The organism is Cognaticolwellia beringensis (assembly GCF_002076895.1).
GTDB lineage: Bacteria > Pseudomonadota > Gammaproteobacteria > Enterobacterales > Alteromonadaceae > Cognaticolwellia > Cognaticolwellia beringensis.
Genome location: NZ_CP020465.1, coordinates 3977325 through 3995948, shown reverse-complemented (window position 1 = coordinate 3995948; position 18624 = coordinate 3977325). Strand labels below are relative to the sequence as shown.

Genomic DNA, 18624 nt, shown 5'->3' with positions numbered 1-18624 from the left:
AGTAAAAGAATTAATAATCAACAACTTTAATTTACAATAAATTCAACGTCCTACATTTAATCCATAAATTCAGTAAGTTACCCTTAATAACCTACAATTATTTCATTCACTAATATAACTAAGTTAAGGCATAATCTGCTTTAGGGTCGTTGATAAAAGGTAAGCTTTTAAGCGATTTACGTTATAGGAAGTATGTACAAGTTAAACTATTTAGCCGAGCACATGAATGCCACAGGCGTTGCCTTGGCCTTATGGAAAATAGCCTTTTGACCACGTCATTTCGTTGAGTCACCCAATTATATTTTTTAATACCACTAAATGACTTACAGTTTAGCCGCTAAAAAATGACAATAATTCCATAAAGCAGTCGTTGGCAATACTTCCTGAGGTGTTCATTTTATGCGCTATACAATCTCAGTAATCTCCCACCTAAGGACTGCTCTAAGCTCAAAGGAGGCATTGGTATTTTAGTTCAAAACATTAAGCTATGTCACATTGCATTACTTGTAGCCTTGTACTAATGTTTTAATGTTTTAATAAATTGACTATAAAAGGCCTTATTATGAAAAAGTTTCCTTATTACTGCCTAGTTGCACTGATGAGTGTTTCATCATTTGCTTGGACCAGTGATTTAAGTTCAGCAATCAAAGCAAAAAATGATAAATACATAGAGTTGTTCAATGAAGGAAAGGCTGAGCAATTGTCCCAAATGTTTACAGAAGATGCATTATATTTAAATGATGGTTTTTCAATAATTCAGGGGCGTAAAGAAATAGCCAAACAGCTCAAAATGGAAATGTCGGCAGGGCTAGCAACCATAACTTTAAAAACTGTTGAACTAAAGAGTGATAATAGAACTGCAACAGAGGTCGGGGTTTGGGAAGTCACCATAAAAGGTGAAAAATCTAATGAAAAAATATTAGGTAATTACTTAGTCGTTTGGCAAAAACAATCTAATGGCCAATGGCTGATTTATCGTGACGTGATTAACTATTCAGAAAAACATCAAACCCTATAGAGCAACATAGTGCTATGACAGCTATGACTCCTGAAGTGTAAAAGGCGAATTAATAAATTCCAACATCAAGTCCGGCAGCCATTGTCATACCTAGTTCTTCACATTGGTCAAGAAACGTTGACTGCCAGCCACCACGGCACACTAATGGTGGTCGAATCCAATTCCAACGCAAACCTGTACAGATCGATTCGACTGCCCGACAAGTACCAGTTCCATCATTCCCAGCACGAACATATAAAGCACAAGGCAATCCCTGCTTTACTTCCAGACAAGGGTAATAGCAGCGATCAAAAAAATCTTTCAAAGCTCCACTCATATAACCGAGATTTTCAGTCGTCCCCAAAATTATCGCATCACATGCTAATACATCCTCAGGTGTAGTTTCTAAAGGCGGTATCCAGCTTGTTTTAACCTGTTCAATATCAGAATGCTGTGCACCTTTCAAGATCGCTTCAACCATTAATTGCGTATTTTCTGAAGGAGCGTGCGCTACAATTAAAAGTTTTTTCATTGGTCAACTCACTTTGACTTAAAACACCCCTTTGGAAATAAAGGTTCATCGAAGCTTAGTCCGTTTATAGTGACATAGTCAATTTAGCCACAAAGTTAGCATTAACAGTTTGATGACGAATGACCGCTGTGGTGGCGCAGAAGCCAGTCACAGTGAAGTTCAATCGGGGCTGGTGATGCTGTGAATCATGTAAACTCTTTATATTCTTTTATTGATGCGGGTCACTCAGGTCATTTTTTTACATCTAAATGATGGCATTGTTGGTACAATCCGTTTAATTATTTAACATAGTGAAGAGTAGTAATGCGGATAAAATTGACTAAAGACTTAGCCTGTAGCCAAGAAACTTGCTCATCAGGTGAAGAGCACGATGCAGTGTTATTGTCACCTCGCTCAACAACTGTTGAGTTTACTTTGGATTCCGGAAAGAAAATTCGTGCTTTCAGCTATGAGTACGTAACCGTGGATACAGCAGTAGTGTGACCACGAAATTAGGGTAAGATCACTTTGAAGTCATGATAATATAATTAAGTGACTGGCGGCATGAGAGGCAAATACCAGTTATGGTTCTGGCACATTACCAACACCAATGAATCGATACTCTCTGAAATCTCAAGAGCATCATCGACCTCTACCCCTAAATCAAAAGTTATGTTTCTAAATTAAGACGTGACAAAGCTATCAGCTGTTCTCTGGTCAAAGTAGATATTATTTACTGGCATTATAACAAGTTGATTAATTCATGATAATAAATAGTATGGGTGATGTTATTGATTGGCAGATCTGATGCAACTATCTACCTTGGTCAGATATTCAATAAGAATAACCGAAAGGGTAATATATTTAACGAATACAAATTATATGGTTACATTACCGATAATTATAATTTTTCAGTAATGTAACCTTCAGCAATTAGAGCTAAATAACGACAACGAAGCTCTACCGTTTACTTCGATATCATCGTTTTTTGTTTGGTCGCTATTCTGTATAAAACAAACGCCAAAATAACCGCAATCTGGGCAAATGCCCCCTGCCAGCTAGAACCTACACCAATCCATGGTATATCTAAATGAATTGGTAGCGGTGAAATACTAATCAGCGCAGCTTCTTGTAACGCCGATATTGCCTTACCCATTAGAATAAATGCTAATGCGAGCAACAAATAAGTCGTCGCGGCAAAGAAACGTGCAATAGGCAATTTAATGGAATATTTTAAAATAACCCAGGCAATAACAGTCAAAATAACAACTCCAGCCATAAAACCGGTTACCGCTACTGAAAATTGACTTGGTTCTGCTTGCGTAAGCAGTGATTGATAAAACAAAACGGTTTCAAATACTTCACGATATACAGCAATAAATGCCAGTAATGTTAGCCCCCAGAGGGTTCCAGAGCGAAGTTGCGTATTTATGTGCTTTTGAATATATGCCTGCCACTGATCTGCATTGGTTTTACTGTGCATCCATATACCAACATATAAAAGCATAATGGCCGCAAGCATTGCCGCAACTCCTTCCATCACTTCACGACTAGCACCGCTAATATCGATAACCGTTTGTGCTACTGCCCATGTTCCTACACCAGCTATTAATGCTAACAACCAGCCTAGATGTACGTATTTAAGCGCATCTCTTCTATTCGTTCTAATCAACACAGTCATCAGTGCAATAACCACTAATAAAGCTTCTAAACCTTCGCGCAATAAAATAACTAAACTGGCAGTAAACAAGGCACTGCTTGATAATGCCGATCCTGTTAATAATTGCTCTGCTTCATCTAGCTGTTCAAATATCTCTGCTGATATTTTGAGCAGACTTGTTTCTTCGCCAACCACACTAATCACATGTCTTAAATTGATAAAGTTGACTTCAATACGTTTACGCAGCACTTCGTCTCTGGCATCAAGGCTATGCTCAATTAATTCAAACCCATCAAGATAAGCACTCACAGCTAGGGTATTAGCTTTTTGATAATCGTTGTTATAATAGGCATTCAAAGCTGCATTTAATTGGCTTTTAGCTATGGTTATCGGGCTTTGTTGTTCATTGAACAATAATTTAGGCGTAGCTCTATATGTATCAATAAAATCAACATCTATATTTGCCACATTATTAATAAGCTGTGATGGGTTTAGATTTATCCATTTTTGTAAGTCGATATTTTTTAGTCTTTGGCTAGTATTAGTTTCTGTTTTAAAAGCTAGGCTGCCGACATAAAATGCTAATGACCAGCGTTGATGTTCCTTCAGTTGAGTAAAAGCTGGCATTGCCGTATCATCTAAACCATTAGAAATTGCGTCAAACAATCCTAATAATGACCGATTCATTGCTCGCTCTTTATCGGTAAAATTTGTTGGCTCTGGCGACAAATCTTGTGCTAAAACACCATCCCCTTTACCCATAACACCATGACAGCTTGAACAGTTTTCTTGAAATAATGCTTGCGTACTCTGTTCTGATAATAGTCTTGCAGGTAAAAGTGATTCTGGTAAAACCGCTAATATTTGGCCACGAATACTTCCGCTCAATTGACGAATATGACTGATACTAGATTTGGCTATAATTGCCTGTTCCAAGGCTAATGACTGACTAAGTATTGTTGTTTCATGCTCAGCGCCAAATTGACTAGAAACCTTACTAACAATGATTGATGAGAACTCAAGCATTTCCTGATATTCATCTTCATTAACTACCTCGCCATTTTCAACTGCAGCAACATAGTCAACCGCAATATATTCAGCCAATTGTGCTAACTGTCGTAACTGAGCTGTTTCCGATGACTGAGCGAGAGCTTGTTGAGAAAAAAAACAGAACGACAGCATAATAATAATAGCAACTGCGCTGAATAATTTTTGTTGAGCTTTTGCGAAAGAGCAATATTGAGTATAGAGGTGGGTAGAACTTTTATTCATGTTAAATAACCTTAACAACGCCACGTAATGATAACTATTATCAATTCTAAACAATATAGTCACTAATGTAAGTAATTAATTGTTATTAAAACAAGTTCACTAAGATCTGATACGGCATCATTTTACTAATAACAATGAATGACATATTGCTTAGCGTTAATAATTAAAACCTAGTTCAGCTGAAAATAATAGCTGTTACGACATTTTCACTTTCTATCAATCTAGCTTTAAAGTTCTAACTATAAAATTAAAGGCAATCTAATTGAAATAACTTAATATCCACTCTTGCGACTTATTTTACAAGGCTATGTCTCAGTAGATTGCCCTTCCCTGGATATTATTTACTTAACAACAACAGTGCCAGAATACATTTTCATTTGACAATGAAAAGCATATTCGCCTTTTTTCAAAGCCGGAAGCTGTAATGTAAACTCTGCGTTTATCGGCAAGTCAGCACTTATCTCTAAATCAGGAAATAATACGCTTGCTGCACAAGGGCTAGCATCTTTTCGGATAAATTTAATCTTAAATGCTTTATTTTCAGGCAGTGAAATGCGTGCAGGTTGATAAACACCATCTTTAACTACTACGGTTATTTCACTATTATCACCCTGTTCATCACTCACTTGAGTTGATTGCGGTTTGTATACCCAAAACCACCAAATAATTAAAACGATTAAACCTAACCCAATTAAATTAATTATTAACATCTTACTCTCCATAAATTAATGATCTTGTGGTTTAAATAAACGTAAACGGTTGGCATTACTAACCACAGTTAATGATGAGAATGCCATAGCGGCACCCGCCACAACTGGATTAAGCAAGAGACCAAAAAATGGATATAAAATACCGGCTGCAAAAGGAATACCTGCAACGTTGTAAATAAAGGCACCGAACAAGTTTTGTTTAATATTACGTAATGTCGCTTTACTTACTGCAATCGCATCGCTAAGGCCATGCAATGAACCACGCATCAAGGTAATATCTGCACTTTCTATGGCAACGTCAGTGCCTGTACCAATGGCAAATCCAACATTGGCTAACGCTAACGCTGGTGCATCATTTATGCCGTCACCTGTCATACCGACAATTTCACCTTGCGCTTGTAAGTCGGCAACTTTGTTGGATTTATCTTCTGGTAGTACTTCTGCAAAAACTTCTGTAATGCCGACCTGTTTTGCTACTGCATTGGCCGTTGCTCGATTATCCCCTGTAAGCATAACCACACGAATCCCAATGGCTTGTAGCCTTTTAATTGCCGCTATTGAATCACTTTTAATCGGGTCGGACACCGCAATAATAGCCGCTAGTTTATTATCAATAGCCAAATACATAGGTGTTTTAGCTTTGTATGCAAGCGCCTGTGCTTTATTCACATAACCATTTAACGCAATACTATGCTTTAACATTAACTTTTGGTTACCAAATAATAATTGCTGACCATTCAACATTGCTTTTACACCATGGCCCGCAATGGCTTGGAAATCAGTTGTATTTTCAAGTTCAATATTCTGCTCGATGGCTGAATCAACAATCGCTTGCGCGAGTGGATGTTCTGATCCGCTCTCGATACTCGCTGCAACCGTTAAAATAAAGTCTTCTGAGTAGCTTTCGTCCGCAACAATAATATCCGTGACCTTCGGAGCCCCTTCAGTAATTGTACCGGTTTTATCTAAAATCATTGCTGTAACTTTTGAAGCAGTTTGTAATGCTTCACCATTTCGTATTAACACGCCTGCTTCTGCCGCTTTGCCCACACCAACCATTACCGACATAGGTGTTGCTAAGCCAAGTGCACAAGGACAAGCTATTATCAAAACCGTAGTTGCAGATACAACGGCAAAAGCTAGAACAGGATCAGGTCCAAAATTAAGCCATACTAACGCACTTACAATTGAAATAATCATCACTACAGGCACAAAATACGCTGAAATAATGTCAGCTAAACGGCCGATAGGTGGCTTCGAATTTTGCGCTCTTTTAACCATATTAATAATTTGGGCTATAGCAGTGTCTTTACCTACTCGAGTGGCTTTAAATAAAATGGATCCTGATTTATTTAAAGTACCCGCGACAATTTTATCACCTTCAGCTTTTACAACTGGCATAGGCTCACCAGTTAACATTGACTCATCAATAGAGGTATTTCCTTGCGTTACAACACCATCTACAGGCACCTTTTCGCCTGGTCTAACTCGCACAATGTCATTAAGTAATACTTGTTCAATAGCTATATCAATTTCTTTCTTGTCACGCACAACTCGCGCAGTTTTGGCTTGTAAACCAATTAAGCGTTTTATCGCTTCACTGGTCTTTCCTCTAGCTTTAACCTCAAGCGCCAAGCCTAAGTTTATTAGCCCAATAATCATGGCTGTTGCTTCAAAATAAACATGTCGTGCCATCTCAGGTAAAGCCAAAGGAAAGAGCACAACTATCATGGAATATATCCAAGCAGTGCCAGTTCCTAGTGCAATTAAGGTATCCATATTCGCTGTGTGATTTAGCAATGACTTCCAAGCGCCGATGTAAAAGTGCTTACCTGAAAAGTACATAATGGCTGCGCATAATACGCCAACAAATAACCAAACACCTCTCTCTAACGGTGTTTCAACTGTCATCGGCCCGCCAAAAAGGCTATAAATCATTAAAGGCATACCTAAAGCTAAGGCGACCCACATTTGCTTCATTAAACTAGCGTAATATTTTTCATCAGCCACTTCTTTTTCATCTATCAGCTCATCATCGCTTCTGTCACTTGCACTTTTTGCGTTGTAACCTATATTTTCAACAGCTTTAATAAGTACTTCAGAGGCAACATTTCCACTGATTGAAACCGTGCGTAAGGCAAAATTCATCTCAGCACTTTCTACACCATTAATATTTTTTAGCGCTGTTTCAATTTTGCCAACACAACTAGCACAACCTGCTCCCTCAATAATTAAATCTTGAGTGTTATTCCTAAGCTGGTCGCCTGTTAATTTATTCATGATTATCCCCTTGGTTCGCGTCACTCGAACTAATGTTGAGCGTTTCACCTTCAAACTCACCTTCAATGAGATGACATATCATATGTCCAGTCGGTGCTTTATCGGGTTTATTTTGCCATTCGTTAATAACGTTTTTTAACTTTTCCCGCAGCAGCAGTGCTGCTTGAAACTGTTTTTCTGTCTCATTTAAGTGCTGCACAATAATATCTCGCACCATTGGGCAAGCGGTATGTCCCTTGTCAGATTCAATTAAAATACTTTTAATCTCTGTTACTGAAAAATTTAATTGCCTTGCACTTAATATAAATTTAAGTCTGTTCTGAGCACTTTCACCGTAATTTTTATAGCCATTGTCTGGGTTTTTACTGGGTGTAATAAACTTAATCTTAGTATAATAACGCACCGTATCCGGCGTTGTATTCATCGCATTAGCTAATTCGGTTACCCTCATGACATAAATCCTCTTTTAAATAATGCAAACGGTAATGCAAAAAATGTTTATTAATAACTGAGTTCACCTTACACCTAGGTCTAGGACACAGGTCAAGTGTATAAAGTAAATTCAGTCCGAAGTCATCGCAGACAGTGATGATTTATGCATACAAACGATGCCATCTAAAGCATGAACAGCCAGTAAACTGTCATTTTCAAAAACTACGTGTCCAGGTTTTGAAGTATGCTGATAATCTATTGTTTCTATATGTGAGATAACCCATAAATCTTGCTCTAATTTTACAATCAACCCGATATGACCAAAGAATTTCATTTGTTTATTTATATCTTTAATGGTTGAGTTCCAATCCAAAACTCTCTCTGACACATCAATTCTGGGCCAATAGGAGTAATTAACTTGCGGACGAGCTAACTGATAAAAACCATCAATATCTTTAAAGAAAATCTGCAATAACTTTACAGATTCAAGATGCATTTTTATCATTAACGTCGTAAAACTTTCATTGATAGATTGTGGGACTTTAGCCTGTAAAATTATATCTCCAGAGTCAAAATTTTCAGTTATTTTGTGTATTGTGACCCCAGAAAACTCAGGCATTTTTATGAGGTAAGATAAAGACGAAGGCCCCCTGCCTTCGGGCAATAATGTTGGGTGTATATTTATTGCATATTTCACCTCAGTAACAGGTAATAAATAACTATATTCAGCAACAATAAACATTTCCGCTCCTAGTGTAATCAATTGGTTTAATTCACTAAGAGTAGGCTTGTGACTATGTAAAGGAATACAATTATTCTCGCACAATTTATCTATAATAGATGAGTCGTATGATGAACTATTTTTATATACTCTTAATATTTGATGACCTTCATCAAGCAAATATTTTAAGCATGAGGAAAATAAGTTATTCCCTAAATAAACAATTTTCATAAGCTACTTATATCGTATTTTAAAAAAGTACAGCGGCTAAAATTAATAATTAACCGCTATATGTTTTTATAATTAAGTCTATAACCATTAATGTTTATGGACTTTTTTGGGTTTGTAATCACGACTTGACGAATGACTGTGTACTACCTTCCAAAAACCATCAATTTTTCTCAAAAGAAATGTTTGATAACCACTTTTGTCGAACTCTTTACCACTTTTGTTAACTTTACCTTTTACACGCGTAGCGGCAATTGCCCATGCAAAACTTTTGGCTTCACCTTCAAAGTGAATTTCAATTTCACTAAAATCTAGCTTTAAGTACTCTAATGCATCTTTTTCTGGTTCAACATGGTGCTCAACTAAAGAGTTTAACCCCGAATTTTGACCACCACTCTCAACATATCGAGCACCTTTAAAATCAAGAAAGTTTTTTCTAAAAGGTTTGCCATCACCATTTTCCCAGCCATATTTAATACTGTTGATAATATCGATGATCGCTTTTTCATCTTTATTACTATGGTCTTTATCACCATGTGCCATTGAGAGAAAACTCATCATTAGCACTAAAATTGCCGTAATATATTTATTCATTATTAATCCTATTAATATGTAAACTTAGTTTGACCAATGAATATGGACAATTTTCCATTTCCCATCTATTTTTTGTAGCACCATGGTTTCCATACCTTCACTATTAATATCTTTACCACGGTATTTACCAGTCGATTTACTGCTCGACATTGCGTAAGCAATATCACCAAAAACTTTGATTTGATAATCTAATACTTCGGTGTTAATTTCTGCCAAATATTTCATATCTGAAAGCATATGATGCTGAGCATATTCATCAGCAGATTTTTCTACACCGCCACCTTCAAAAATCAATACATCATCAGCTAATAAAGCTCTGGCTGTTACTTTGTCGCCTGCTTTTAGCGCTTGATGGAATTGAGTAATGGCTTTACCCGCTTCAGTTTCTATTACTGGATTTTTAGTCTCAATTTTAGCTTCATTTTTGTCGTTCTTATGAGCGTGCAAGTTAAAGCTCATTGATATATTCAACAGTAAAGTCATCACTAAAATACTTTTAATTATTTTCATATCCGTCTCTTTTTTATTTTTATCGTTAATATTCGTAGTTACTGATTATGCTGGTTTTCTAAAATCAGCTTTACGCTTTATGTCTCTATTATTATATTTCACATAGTCTTGAGCGCTAATAAAGTTAGCGCTCAAGTTAGTGCCTAAATTATTGCCATAGTTAAGTAATAGTGAAGTAATACTTAACTATTACTTCAGTTATTTTATCGATGACGAACGCCATAAATAAAATAATGCCGGTAAAACTAGCAAGGTTAATATCACCGCGCTCATCATGCCGCCAACCATAGGAGCTGCAATACGGCTCATGACTTCAGAACCTGTGCCTGTGCCATATAAAATGGGTAACAAACCAACAATAATGGCAGCCGCTGTCATCATTACCGGGCGCACACGCATACCCGCACCATGCAACACGGCCTGAAATAAATCTTCTTTTGTGGTGGCAACATCTTTTAAGCGATGTTCATCTAACATGGCTTGATACGCTTGATTTAAATACACCAACATAATAACGCCAATTTCTACCGCCACACCTGCCAGCGCAATAAAACCGACCCCAACCGCCACAGAGAAGTTAAATCCTTCTAAATACATCAACCAAATACTGCCAACCATCGCTAACGGCAGAGTACCCATAATCATTGCCACTTCAATGACATTTCTAAAGTTAAGGTAAAGTAGTATCACGATAATAAATAAGGTTAATGGCACCACATAAGCTAACTTGGCTTTTGCTCGCTGCATATATTCGTATTGTCCGGCCCAAGTAATTGAGTAACCCGCGGGTAGCACTAATTGATCAGTGACCACTTTCTGTGCGGCTTCAACATAAGTGCCGACATCAACGCCTTCAATATCAACAAAAGCCCAACCATTTAACCGGGCATTTTCAGACTTGATACCCGGAGGTCCATCTTCAATATAAATATTGGCAACATCGCCTAAGGCAATACGTTGGCCATTAGGCGTAACTATCGGTAGCAATGATAATTGCTCTGGAGAGTCACGATAATCCTGTGGGTAACGCACATTGACCGGATAACGCTCTAAACGTTCAACAGTTTGCGTAACATTCATACCGCCAACAGCTGTAGCAACTACTTGTTGAATTTCAGCGATATTCAAACCATAACGTGCCGCTTTCGCCCGCTGAATGTCCACTTTTATATAGCGACCACCCGCAACACGTTCTGAATAAACGGAAGCAGTGCCTGGTACGTCTTTTAAAATCACCTCCAACTGTTGACCAATATCTTGAATAACTGATAAATCAGGCCCCGCCACTTTTATGCCTACGGGGGTTTTTATACCGGTTGCTAGCATATCAATACGGGTTTTTATTGGCATAACCCAAGCATTAGTCACCCCTGGTAATTTCACTAAAGCGTCGAGTTCTTGTTTCAAACTTTCAGGTGTTACACCTTCACGCCATTGGTCATGGGGTTTAAACTGAATAAAGGTTTCAATCATGGTTAAGGGCGCTGGATCCGTTGCGGTTTCAGCACGGCCTACTTTGCCAAAAACGGTTTTCACCTCTGGCACTGTTTTAATTAGTTTGTCAGTTTGTTGTAGCAATTGACGAGCCTGACCAATCGATATACCAGGATATGTTGTTGGCATGTACATCAGATCGCCTTCATCGAGCGGAGGTATAAACTCACTACCAATCTTATTAATTGGATATATACCAATGCCCAGGACGATTAATGCTGCTAGTAGTGTTATTTTAGGGAAGTTCAACACAGTTTTAAGCGCAGGCATGTAGATAAAGGTCAGAAATCTATTGACCGGATTTTTATGCTCAGGCAGTACTTTACCGCGAATAAAATAGCCCATTAATACCGGTACTAACGTTATAGCTAATGCCGCAGATGCCGCCATAGCATAAGTTTTAGTAAAGGCTAACGGAGCAAACATCCGTCCTTCTTGTGCTTCTAAGGTAAATACTGGCACAAAGCTTACAGTAATTATTAATAAACTAAAGAATAATGCCGGCCCTACTTCACTGGCTGACTCGGTCACTATTTGCCAGCGATTTTCTTTCGTTAGCGGGTTTTTTTCCATATGCTTATGCATATTTTCTATCATGACAATAGCACCATCGATCATCGCGCCAATCGCAATGGCAATTCCGCCTAAAGACATAATATTGGCGTTAAGACCTTGCAGATGCATGATAATAAATGCCGTTAAAATTCCGACAGGTAAACTGATTATAGCGACTAAAGAAGAGCGGACATGGAATAAGAAAATAATGCAAACCAAGGCAACGACACCAAATTCTTCCAATAGCTTAAAAGCCAAGTTATCGACAGCTCGCTCTATTAATGCAGAACGGTCATAAACCGGCACTATTTCTACGCCATCAGGTAAGCCTTTTTTAAGCTGTTCAAGTTTGGCTTTTACGCCGTTAATCACTTGTTGGGCGTTTTCGCCAAAGCGCATGACAACAATGCCGCCAACCGTTTCTCCTTCACCATTAAGCTCAGCAATGCCTCTGCGCATTTGCGGGCCAGTACCAATATCTGCCACATCTTTTAAGAGTAACGGCGTGCCATTTTGGTTTACACCCAGTGGAATGTTTTCTAGATCGTCAACGTCAGTTATATAGCCTGTGGCTCGGACCATGTACTCTGCTTCAGCCATTTCAACCACTGAAGCTCCAATTTCCTGATTACCTTGTTTAATGGCGGTTTGGATAAGTGAAAGTGGAATTCCATAAGCACGAATTTTTTCTGGATCAACCTTCACTTGATATTGCTTAACCATACCGCCCAGTGCAGCAACTTCAGAAACCCCAGGAACAGTTTGTAATTCAAACTTCAAAAACCAATCTTGAATACTACGCAGTTGGCTTAAATCATGTTGGCCAGTTTTATCAGTAAGCGCATATAAATATACCCAACCAACACCCGTAGCGTCAGGCCCTAATTGTGGCCGTGCGTCACTGGGTAAGTTGGGTGCAACTTGGCTTAAATATTCAAGTACCCGAGAACGTGCCCAGTAAAGGTCGGTGTCTTCATCAAAAATAACGTAAACATAGGAGTCACCAAAGAATGAATAACCGCGCACTGTTACAGCGCCTGGCACTGATAACATGGCGGTGGTCATCGGATAAGTCACTTGGTCTTCAACGACTTGTGGCGCTTGGCCTGGATAGCTTGTTTTAATTATTACTTGTACGTCTGAAAGATCAGGTAGTGCATCAATCGGTGTTTTGCTAACTGAATATAAACCCGCACCAACAAGTAGCATGGTTGCTAGCAAGACAAAAAAACGGTTACCAATCGACCAACGAATAATAGCAGTAATCATAATTTATTTACTCCTAATTAGTGGTTTGAGTGGTCAACAGATGCTTCTTCAAAAGAAGATTCAATACTTGGTGCATCACCTTCTAACAATGGAGAAATGTCAGTAATAATGAAATTTCCATCACGTATTTCGAAAGTAAATGTCACCTCCATGCCTTTGTTAAAATTAGCTAAGCTTACGTTTTCATCGGTAATAAAATCTACCGTAGCAGCTGGTCTACTCCACTTCTCTATCGCTGAACGACTGATATTAATCATGCCATGGTCAACCATTAGTGAATTAATTGTCCCTGTTACTGTTGCAGAACTTACTTTTTCATCTTGAGGCATATCCATTTCCATTGAACTGCTTTGTTCAGGGATGTGAATATTAGTTATGATGTAATCGCCTTCAGCTGTTTTACTGACTTCAACATGTAAACTTAGGCCGATTTTAAGGCTTGAGAAGTCAATAGTATCAATGGCAATAAAGTCCATCACCATTTCAGGCCAACTCCACTCAGGAATCGCAGCATGCGAAAGTGTTAACATATTATGTTCTGCCATTAAGCTCTCTATTTCAGCTTGCACCCAAACCGATATGGGTGCTAATTGCTCATCACTTGATTCATTGCTATGCATGCGTTTAAAATCAGATGATTTACTCGATTCTGAATCCAATAAGAATTGCGCAGAACTCACAATTTTATCGCCATCGTTAAGTCCGGTAAGTATTTCAACACTTTCGCTGTCATATCGGCCAACGGTTACGGCGATAGACTTAAAGCTCCCTTCTCCTAATGCCAGTACAACTCGGTCTTGTTTGCCTGTTCTGATCAGTGCTTCAGTTGGGATCAATAGCGCTTTTTCATCATTCGAGGTATGAATGGCTATTTGTGCGAACATATTAGGCTTGAGCTCACCATCTTCATTACTAAAACGTGAACGTACTTTTACCGTGCGTGTTTTGGCATCAAGTGTTGGGTAAATAAAATCTACTTGTCCTTGCCATGTTTTACCGGGTAAATAATCTAAGGTCATGGTAACCGGTGTGCCCTTGTTTACTTGGTTGGCTTGTCTTTCAAATACTTCTGTTTCTAACCAGATCTCTGAAAGATCACCAATAGACAACATAGTTGTACCAGGCTGAACAAAGAAACCTTCACGTATATTTAGGGTTTCAACTACCCCGTTTTGCGGAGCATAAAACGTAATATTTTGCTGAACTTGCTTAGTTTTTTTCAATTTTACGATAGCTGAAGCGGGGAGCTGTAAAGCCTTTAATCTATTTTCAGCGGCATTGATTAACTGGCTGTTATTACGGCTTAATGCTAATAATAATTCTTCTTGAGCATTAACTAGCTCAGGTGAGTAAATGTCGTACAGTGCTTGATCTTTTTTAACCGCTTGACCGACAGCCTTCACATAAAGTTTTTCAACCCAGCCTTGTACTCGTGGATGAATATGTACAAGCTTTTCTTCATCGTAAGTTACATAACCCACCGTGTTTATTTCAAAATGCAGCGGCTTGTAACGTGCTACGGCGGTTCTTACACCTAAGTTATTCACAACGTCAGACGAAATACGAATAGTGCCTACGCCTTCATCAGGACCTATTCCACCGTCATCATAAACGGGCACTAAGTCCATGCCCATAGGTGATTTACCCGCTTTATCTCGTCTATAATTAGCGTCCATGGGAGCAACCCAATAGAGGGGTTTTTCTTCTGCTTCAGCTGTCGTTGCTTGCTCAGACCCAACTGGCACCAAGAAAGCATATGTACCAAAAGTTAATATTGAGCCTATCGCCATACCGACAATTAATGGTTTTATGTATTTATTTGACGTGTTTGTGCTCATCATTTATTTCCTGAAACAACAGCCGTTCTCGAGCTATTGTTTATATTCATATTGTTTGGTGTATTTGCAGTATTGAGGCTGCCGATAAAAAGGTAATTGAGTTCTAAACGTATTTTTTGCTCTTCAACATTGAGTGTTAGCTCGTCTATTTCGGTATTGAGTACGGCAATGCGTGAGCGAACGACTTCAGAGAAATCGCCATCGTCGTTGGTATAAGCGGATAAAGAAGCTTCTGCTTGGTCATGTATTTGCGGTAGCAACCTTGTGCTATAAAGGTTTTGTCGCTCTTTTAAACGCAGCAACCTGCCCTTTGCACTTGAATAAGCACCGAGTAACTCCCTGAGTAATAAAACCTTGTCTGTTTTCGCCGCTTCTGTTTCTGATATGGCTGATTTAAGCTCATTATCTTGCCTATTCTCAGTAAACAGTGGCACATCGAAGGTTACACCGACAGAAAACAAGTCTGCTCTACTCCTTCCCATTGCATCATCACTACGATAACCGTAACTTGCGTTTACGCCCCATTCTGGCTTGTATTTTTGCTGTGCTAAATTAATGCCTGTTTTAGTGGCGTTAATTTGTTTATCTACGGCCAAAACTGAAGGATGATTAGCAAAATACTGAACCAATGCCGTCGGCTTGAGCCAGGTGTTTTTTGCCACTAAATCATTATTTAAGAGCTCGACTTCAGGAAGTTTCTGACTTAATTTTATGTTATATAAAGAGAAGTCAGCTGCTAAGATAGCTTCGTCTGAAGAGTTATTTTCACTAGACAAACTAGTCAGCCATTGAGATAGCACGCCTTCATAACGGTTTTTCTGTTGTGCTAATAGACTTAGTCTGTCTTCTAAACGGGTTAATTCAAGCTGTGCTCGGACAATATCTTGTTGACGAGTTTTCCCTAAAGCAGATGAATAACTCACTTCGGCGACGTCGACTAATTGCAAAAATAGCGATCTATTTTTTTCAATCAAGGCAATGCTTTGCTGAACTCGGTAAGCGTCTAACCACAAGCTACCTACCGTAACAGCTACTTTTGATTCACGGTCTTTTCTTTGATAGGGAAATGCTTCACTTTGAATTTTTAGCTGCTGGCTTTTAATGCCTAAGCTATCGCCGCGAGGAAACATTTGTGAAATACCCACTTTAGCTTGTGTCATGCCTTCTTGACCAAAGTCAAAGCCATTTACTGGTAGGTTTGCCAAACTGATAGACACTTTAGGATCTGGTAATGTGTTTACTGCATGACTCATCGACTCAATTGCGCGTTGCTTATGCAGGTTTCCTGTTAACCAAGGATCATTTTTTTGCGCGGCTTTAATCGCTTTTTCAAAAGTTAAAACCTCGCTATTATTCAATGCTATCGATTGTGCTGCACTGACATAAAAAACAGAAATAGCGAGAAGACCAGCACCAAATTTAAGCGCAAGCTTGCTATTATCGTTTGGCTTAATCATTAAAACTGTTCCTCATAGGATTGAACATTGGCATAAATTTCATAACTACCATCCAACTTCAACAGTAAGACCCGGTAAGGCTGAAATTTATCACCAACCTCCATTCCAGGGCTACCAACTGGCATAGCAGGGACAGACAAACCGATAACATCATCTTTGTGTGTTTCTTGCATAAATTGATGTATAAATTTCGCTGGTACATGCCCTTCAAAGGCATATCCATCTTTTGAAATTGCGGTATGACAAGAACGATATCTTGGCGCTATAGATTTTTCATCTTTAATGCCTGGAAAGTCATCAAAGCTGTGAACTTTCGATTCAAAGCCATGTTCATTAACATGACTGATCCATTTTTTACAGCAACCACAGGAAGGACTTTTATAAACCGCTAGCTCTACTGTTTGTGGCAAAACCTTTATGGATTCTATAGCCTTAGAAGTAGTTTTTTCGTCAGTACAACTGGCAAGTGAGAAAACTACAACAAAGGTAGCAATAACTTTTAACGTAAATATTTTTGTAAACATAACCCACCCATTTGGATGTTAAATTTTTAATTAATTAGGTTATTATTAATGAGATTAAATAAGTATTTTCTACGAATACGAACTCAAAAAAGCCTAATACAGAATGATAAAACATAAATGAGCCAAATTTTGGGCACACTTATTCTGTAGTTAACTTAATATTGGAGGGCGATATAAAGATCTAGGTTGTTGGCTTAGTGCCAAACGAGAAAAGGAAAGTATTTTAGGTGAGCTATCAACAATTGGAGTATTACTTACATACTTAATTAAGGCAGCAATAGTTGAGCAACCACCGGTGAAACAGTGACATATTGTATTGCAACAATCTTCTGTTGACTCCGTTAACGTAGCCGTATCAGCAGCCATATTATGATTACTATGATCCATCATTGGCATATTTTGTGGTAATACTTCTGCATGGCTGTTCATACTCTTCATTCCACTCATGCTAGCCATACCCATCATATGGTAAGACATAATAGTAGACGCCATTGCTTGACCCACAAAGGACAAACATATTAGCAGTACCATTAATGTTTTAGAGAAGTTTAAAGCCACGAGTTACCAACAATATAATATACTTAGTGAATATGTTCGCATACCTCCTGTTTATATTCAATGTAATACTTTTACAACTTATTAAAGTCTCAAGCCCCGCTTAGATTTATACCTACAATTTTATATTTCAGATATTCCCACTTGATATGAAATATACAAAGCTATAATATCCTGCCAAATTTTGGTAGCACCACTTATCCATAACATGATGAAAAAATAGCGTGTCTAGTCAGCATTAAAAACCGCTAATGTTATCAATTAGCTGTCAAATAATTTACCACGGCATATCTACAACACAATAAATTGTACTCATTGGAAGTTATAAAAATGTTCGAAATTATTATTCTTGCCTTAGCGTTAAGTATGGATGCATTTGCTGTCTCAATAGGATTAGGTGCTAAACACCCAGTAAAAACACCGTCACTTGCGATAGCTTGTGGATTATATTTTGGTTTCTTTCAAGGCTTAATGCCTTTAATAGGTTATATGGGAGGAAGAGGTGTTTTTGGTTGGGTAGAAGCCTATGCGCCATGGGTAGCATTTTTTCTTTTGCTATTAATTGGCGGAAAAATGATATACGAGTCCTTATCAAACGGCATAGAAGAAGACATAGCTAAGGTCACTCACAGAATTATGTTGGTACTTGCTATCGCGACCAGCATAGATGCTATGGCTGCAGGATTTTCATTAACAATACTGGACGTTAACCCGTTAATTGCCTGTGCAATAATAGGCATAACTACCTTATTCTTCAGTGTTATTGGTGTTTATGTTGGTGCTAAAAGTGGTACTTGGCTTGAAAGTAAAGCTGAGTTGCTAGGTGGCATCGTCTTAATACTTATCGCAATCAAAATACTCTTAATATAATTGTCTCAGTTTCTCAGTAAAATGGGCCCTGAAGATAACAACCTAACTTAAGTTATTGGCACATTAATTATAATCAGCGCATAACTTGTCACCAGCGCTGGTAAATAGATACGAAAACAAAGCATAACTTCAGCAAAAAATCAGTAA

The 18624-nt window shown here is 38.2% G+C and carries 16 protein-coding genes; 3 read left to right on the top strand and 13 right to left on the bottom strand.

The genetic code is table 11. From position 1 onward, the window contains the following. Nucleotides 1–562: 562 nt before the first annotated feature. Nucleotides 563–1018, top strand: a complete 456-nt coding sequence (locus B5D82_RS16805; protein ID WP_081153156.1) for a YybH family protein — start codon at nucleotides 563–565, stop codon at nucleotides 1016–1018. 49 nt (nucleotides 1019–1067) lie between these two features. Here the strand turns inward: B5D82_RS16805 and B5D82_RS16800 are convergent, their stop codons facing one another. Beyond that, the gene (locus tag B5D82_RS16800) at nucleotides 1068–1529 is read right to left on the bottom strand and encodes a flavodoxin family protein (protein WP_081153154.1); all 462 of its coding nucleotides are present in this window, start codon (nucleotides 1527–1529) and stop codon (nucleotides 1068–1070) included. Nucleotides 1530–1832: 303 nt separating this feature from the next. Here B5D82_RS16800 and B5D82_RS16795 point away from each other — a divergent pair, with 303 nt between their 5' ends. After that, the gene (locus tag B5D82_RS16795) at nucleotides 1833–2012 is read left to right on the top strand and encodes a hypothetical protein (protein WP_081153153.1); all 180 of its coding nucleotides are present in this window, start codon (nucleotides 1833–1835) and stop codon (nucleotides 2010–2012) included. Nucleotides 2013–2475: 463 nt separating this feature from the next. On the opposite strand, the gene B5D82_RS16790 is transcribed toward B5D82_RS16795, so the two are convergent. From B5D82_RS16790 to B5D82_RS16735, 12 genes are all read right to left on the bottom strand, one after another. Further along, a complete protein-coding gene (locus B5D82_RS16790) occupies nucleotides 2476–4440 on the bottom strand; it encodes a cytochrome c/FTR1 family iron permease (RefSeq protein ID WP_245807500.1) in 1965 nt (654 codons plus the stop codon). Between the two features lie 341 nt (nucleotides 4441–4781). Then, nucleotides 4782–5150, bottom strand: coding sequence for a cupredoxin domain-containing protein (locus B5D82_RS16785; RefSeq protein ID WP_081153151.1), 369 nt, complete (start codon nucleotides 5148–5150; stop codon nucleotides 4782–4784). A 15-nt stretch (nucleotides 5151–5165) separates the two neighbouring features. Beyond that, nucleotides 5166–7430, bottom strand: a complete 2265-nt coding sequence (locus B5D82_RS16780; RefSeq protein ID WP_081153150.1) for a heavy metal translocating P-type ATPase — start codon at nucleotides 7428–7430, stop codon at nucleotides 5166–5168. Continuing rightward, nucleotides 7423–7881 carry a MerR family transcriptional regulator gene (locus B5D82_RS16775; RefSeq protein ID WP_081153148.1) on the bottom strand — a complete coding sequence of 153 codons (459 nt, stop codon included), beginning with the start codon at nucleotides 7879–7881 and terminating at the stop codon, nucleotides 7423–7425. Before B5D82_RS16775 ends, B5D82_RS16780 begins: the two co-directional genes overlap by 8 nt. 111 nt (nucleotides 7882–7992) lie before the next feature. After that, nucleotides 7993–8814, bottom strand: a complete 822-nt coding sequence (locus B5D82_RS16770; RefSeq protein ID WP_081153147.1) for a formyltransferase family protein — start codon at nucleotides 8812–8814, stop codon at nucleotides 7993–7995. Between the two features lie 87 nt (nucleotides 8815–8901). Then, nucleotides 8902–9405: a YybH family protein gene (locus tag B5D82_RS16765; RefSeq protein ID WP_081153145.1), complete on the bottom strand. Its 504-nt coding sequence runs from the start codon at nucleotides 9403–9405 to the stop codon at nucleotides 8902–8904. A gap of 24 nt (nucleotides 9406–9429) precedes the next feature. Further along, nucleotides 9430–9915, bottom strand: a complete 486-nt coding sequence (locus tag B5D82_RS16760) for a YybH family protein (protein ID WP_081153144.1) — start codon at nucleotides 9913–9915, stop codon at nucleotides 9430–9432. 198 nt (nucleotides 9916–10113) lie between these two features. Beyond that, nucleotides 10114–13233 carry an efflux RND transporter permease subunit gene (locus tag B5D82_RS16755; RefSeq protein WP_081153142.1) on the bottom strand — a complete coding sequence of 1040 codons (3120 nt, stop codon included), beginning with the start codon at nucleotides 13231–13233 and terminating at the stop codon, nucleotides 10114–10116. Between the two features lie 17 nt (nucleotides 13234–13250). Beyond that, entirely contained in the window at nucleotides 13251–15071 is a 1821-nt protein-coding gene (locus B5D82_RS16750) for an efflux RND transporter periplasmic adaptor subunit (protein WP_081153141.1), read from the bottom strand. After that, on the bottom strand, nucleotides 15071–16528 hold the full coding sequence (locus tag B5D82_RS16745; protein ID WP_081153139.1) for a TolC family protein: 1458 nt from the start codon (nucleotides 16526–16528) through the stop codon (nucleotides 15071–15073). The genes B5D82_RS16750 and B5D82_RS16745 overlap by 1 nt, the downstream gene beginning before the upstream one ends. After that, nucleotides 16528–17052 (bottom strand): DUF411 domain-containing protein, encoded by a 525-nt coding sequence (locus B5D82_RS16740; protein ID WP_081153138.1) that lies wholly within the window; start codon nucleotides 17050–17052, stop codon nucleotides 16528–16530. The genes B5D82_RS16745 and B5D82_RS16740 overlap by 1 nt, the downstream gene beginning before the upstream one ends. Before the next feature lie 150 nt (nucleotides 17053–17202). After that, on the bottom strand, nucleotides 17203–17544 hold the full coding sequence (locus tag B5D82_RS16735; protein ID WP_245807499.1) for a hypothetical protein: 342 nt from the start codon (nucleotides 17542–17544) through the stop codon (nucleotides 17203–17205). Between the two features lie 393 nt (nucleotides 17545–17937). On the opposite strand from B5D82_RS16735, the gene B5D82_RS16730 reads away from it, so the two are divergent. Next, entirely contained in the window at nucleotides 17938–18477 is a 540-nt protein-coding gene (locus B5D82_RS16730; RefSeq protein WP_081153136.1) for a manganese efflux pump MntP, read from the top strand. Nucleotides 18478–18624: the final 147 nt, after the last annotated feature.

Bases quoted from the DNA above. Each gene is read 5' to 3' on its own strand.
- B5D82_RS16740 (WP_081153138.1), bottom strand. From the start codon at position 17,052: ATGTTTACAAAAATATTTACGTTAAAAGTTATTGCTACCTTTGTTGTA.
- B5D82_RS16790 (WP_245807500.1), bottom strand. From the start codon at position 4,440: ATGAATAAAAGTTCTACCCACCTCTATACTCAATATTGCTCTTTCGCA.
- B5D82_RS16765 (WP_081153145.1), bottom strand. From the start codon at position 9,405: ATGAATAAATATATTACGGCAATTTTAGTGCTAATGATGAGTTTTCTC.
- B5D82_RS16750 (WP_081153141.1), bottom strand. From the start codon at position 15,071: ATGAGCACAAACACGTCAAATAAATACATAAAACCATTAATTGTCGGT.
- B5D82_RS16770 (WP_081153147.1), bottom strand. From the start codon at position 8,814: ATGAAAATTGTTTATTTAGGGAATAACTTATTTTCCTCATGCTTAAAA.
- B5D82_RS16760 (WP_081153144.1), bottom strand. From the start codon at position 9,915: ATGAAAATAATTAAAAGTATTTTAGTGATGACTTTACTGTTGAATATA.
- B5D82_RS16730 (WP_081153136.1), top strand. From the start codon at position 17,938: ATGTTCGAAATTATTATTCTTGCCTTAGCGTTAAGTATGGATGCATTT.
- B5D82_RS16755 (WP_081153142.1), bottom strand. From the start codon at position 13,233: ATGATTACTGCTATTATTCGTTGGTCGATTGGTAACCGTTTTTTTGTC.
- B5D82_RS16775 (WP_081153148.1), bottom strand. From the start codon at position 7,881: ATGAGGGTAACCGAATTAGCTAATGCGATGAATACAACGCCGGATACG.
- B5D82_RS16745 (WP_081153139.1), bottom strand. From the start codon at position 16,528: ATGATTAAGCCAAACGATAATAGCAAGCTTGCGCTTAAATTTGGTGCT.
- B5D82_RS16800 (WP_081153154.1), bottom strand. From the start codon at position 1,529: ATGAAAAAACTTTTAATTGTAGCGCACGCTCCTTCAGAAAATACGCAA.
- B5D82_RS16805 (WP_081153156.1), top strand. From the start codon at position 563: ATGAAAAAGTTTCCTTATTACTGCCTAGTTGCACTGATGAGTGTTTCA.
- B5D82_RS16795 (WP_081153153.1), top strand. From the start codon at position 1,833: ATGCGGATAAAATTGACTAAAGACTTAGCCTGTAGCCAAGAAACTTGC.
- B5D82_RS16785 (WP_081153151.1), bottom strand. From the start codon at position 5,150: ATGTTAATAATTAATTTAATTGGGTTAGGTTTAATCGTTTTAATTATT.
- B5D82_RS16735 (WP_245807499.1), bottom strand. From the start codon at position 17,544: ATGGCGTCTACTATTATGTCTTACCATATGATGGGTATGGCTAGCATG.
- B5D82_RS16780 (WP_081153150.1), bottom strand. From the start codon at position 7,430: ATGAATAAATTAACAGGCGACCAGCTTAGGAATAACACTCAAGATTTA.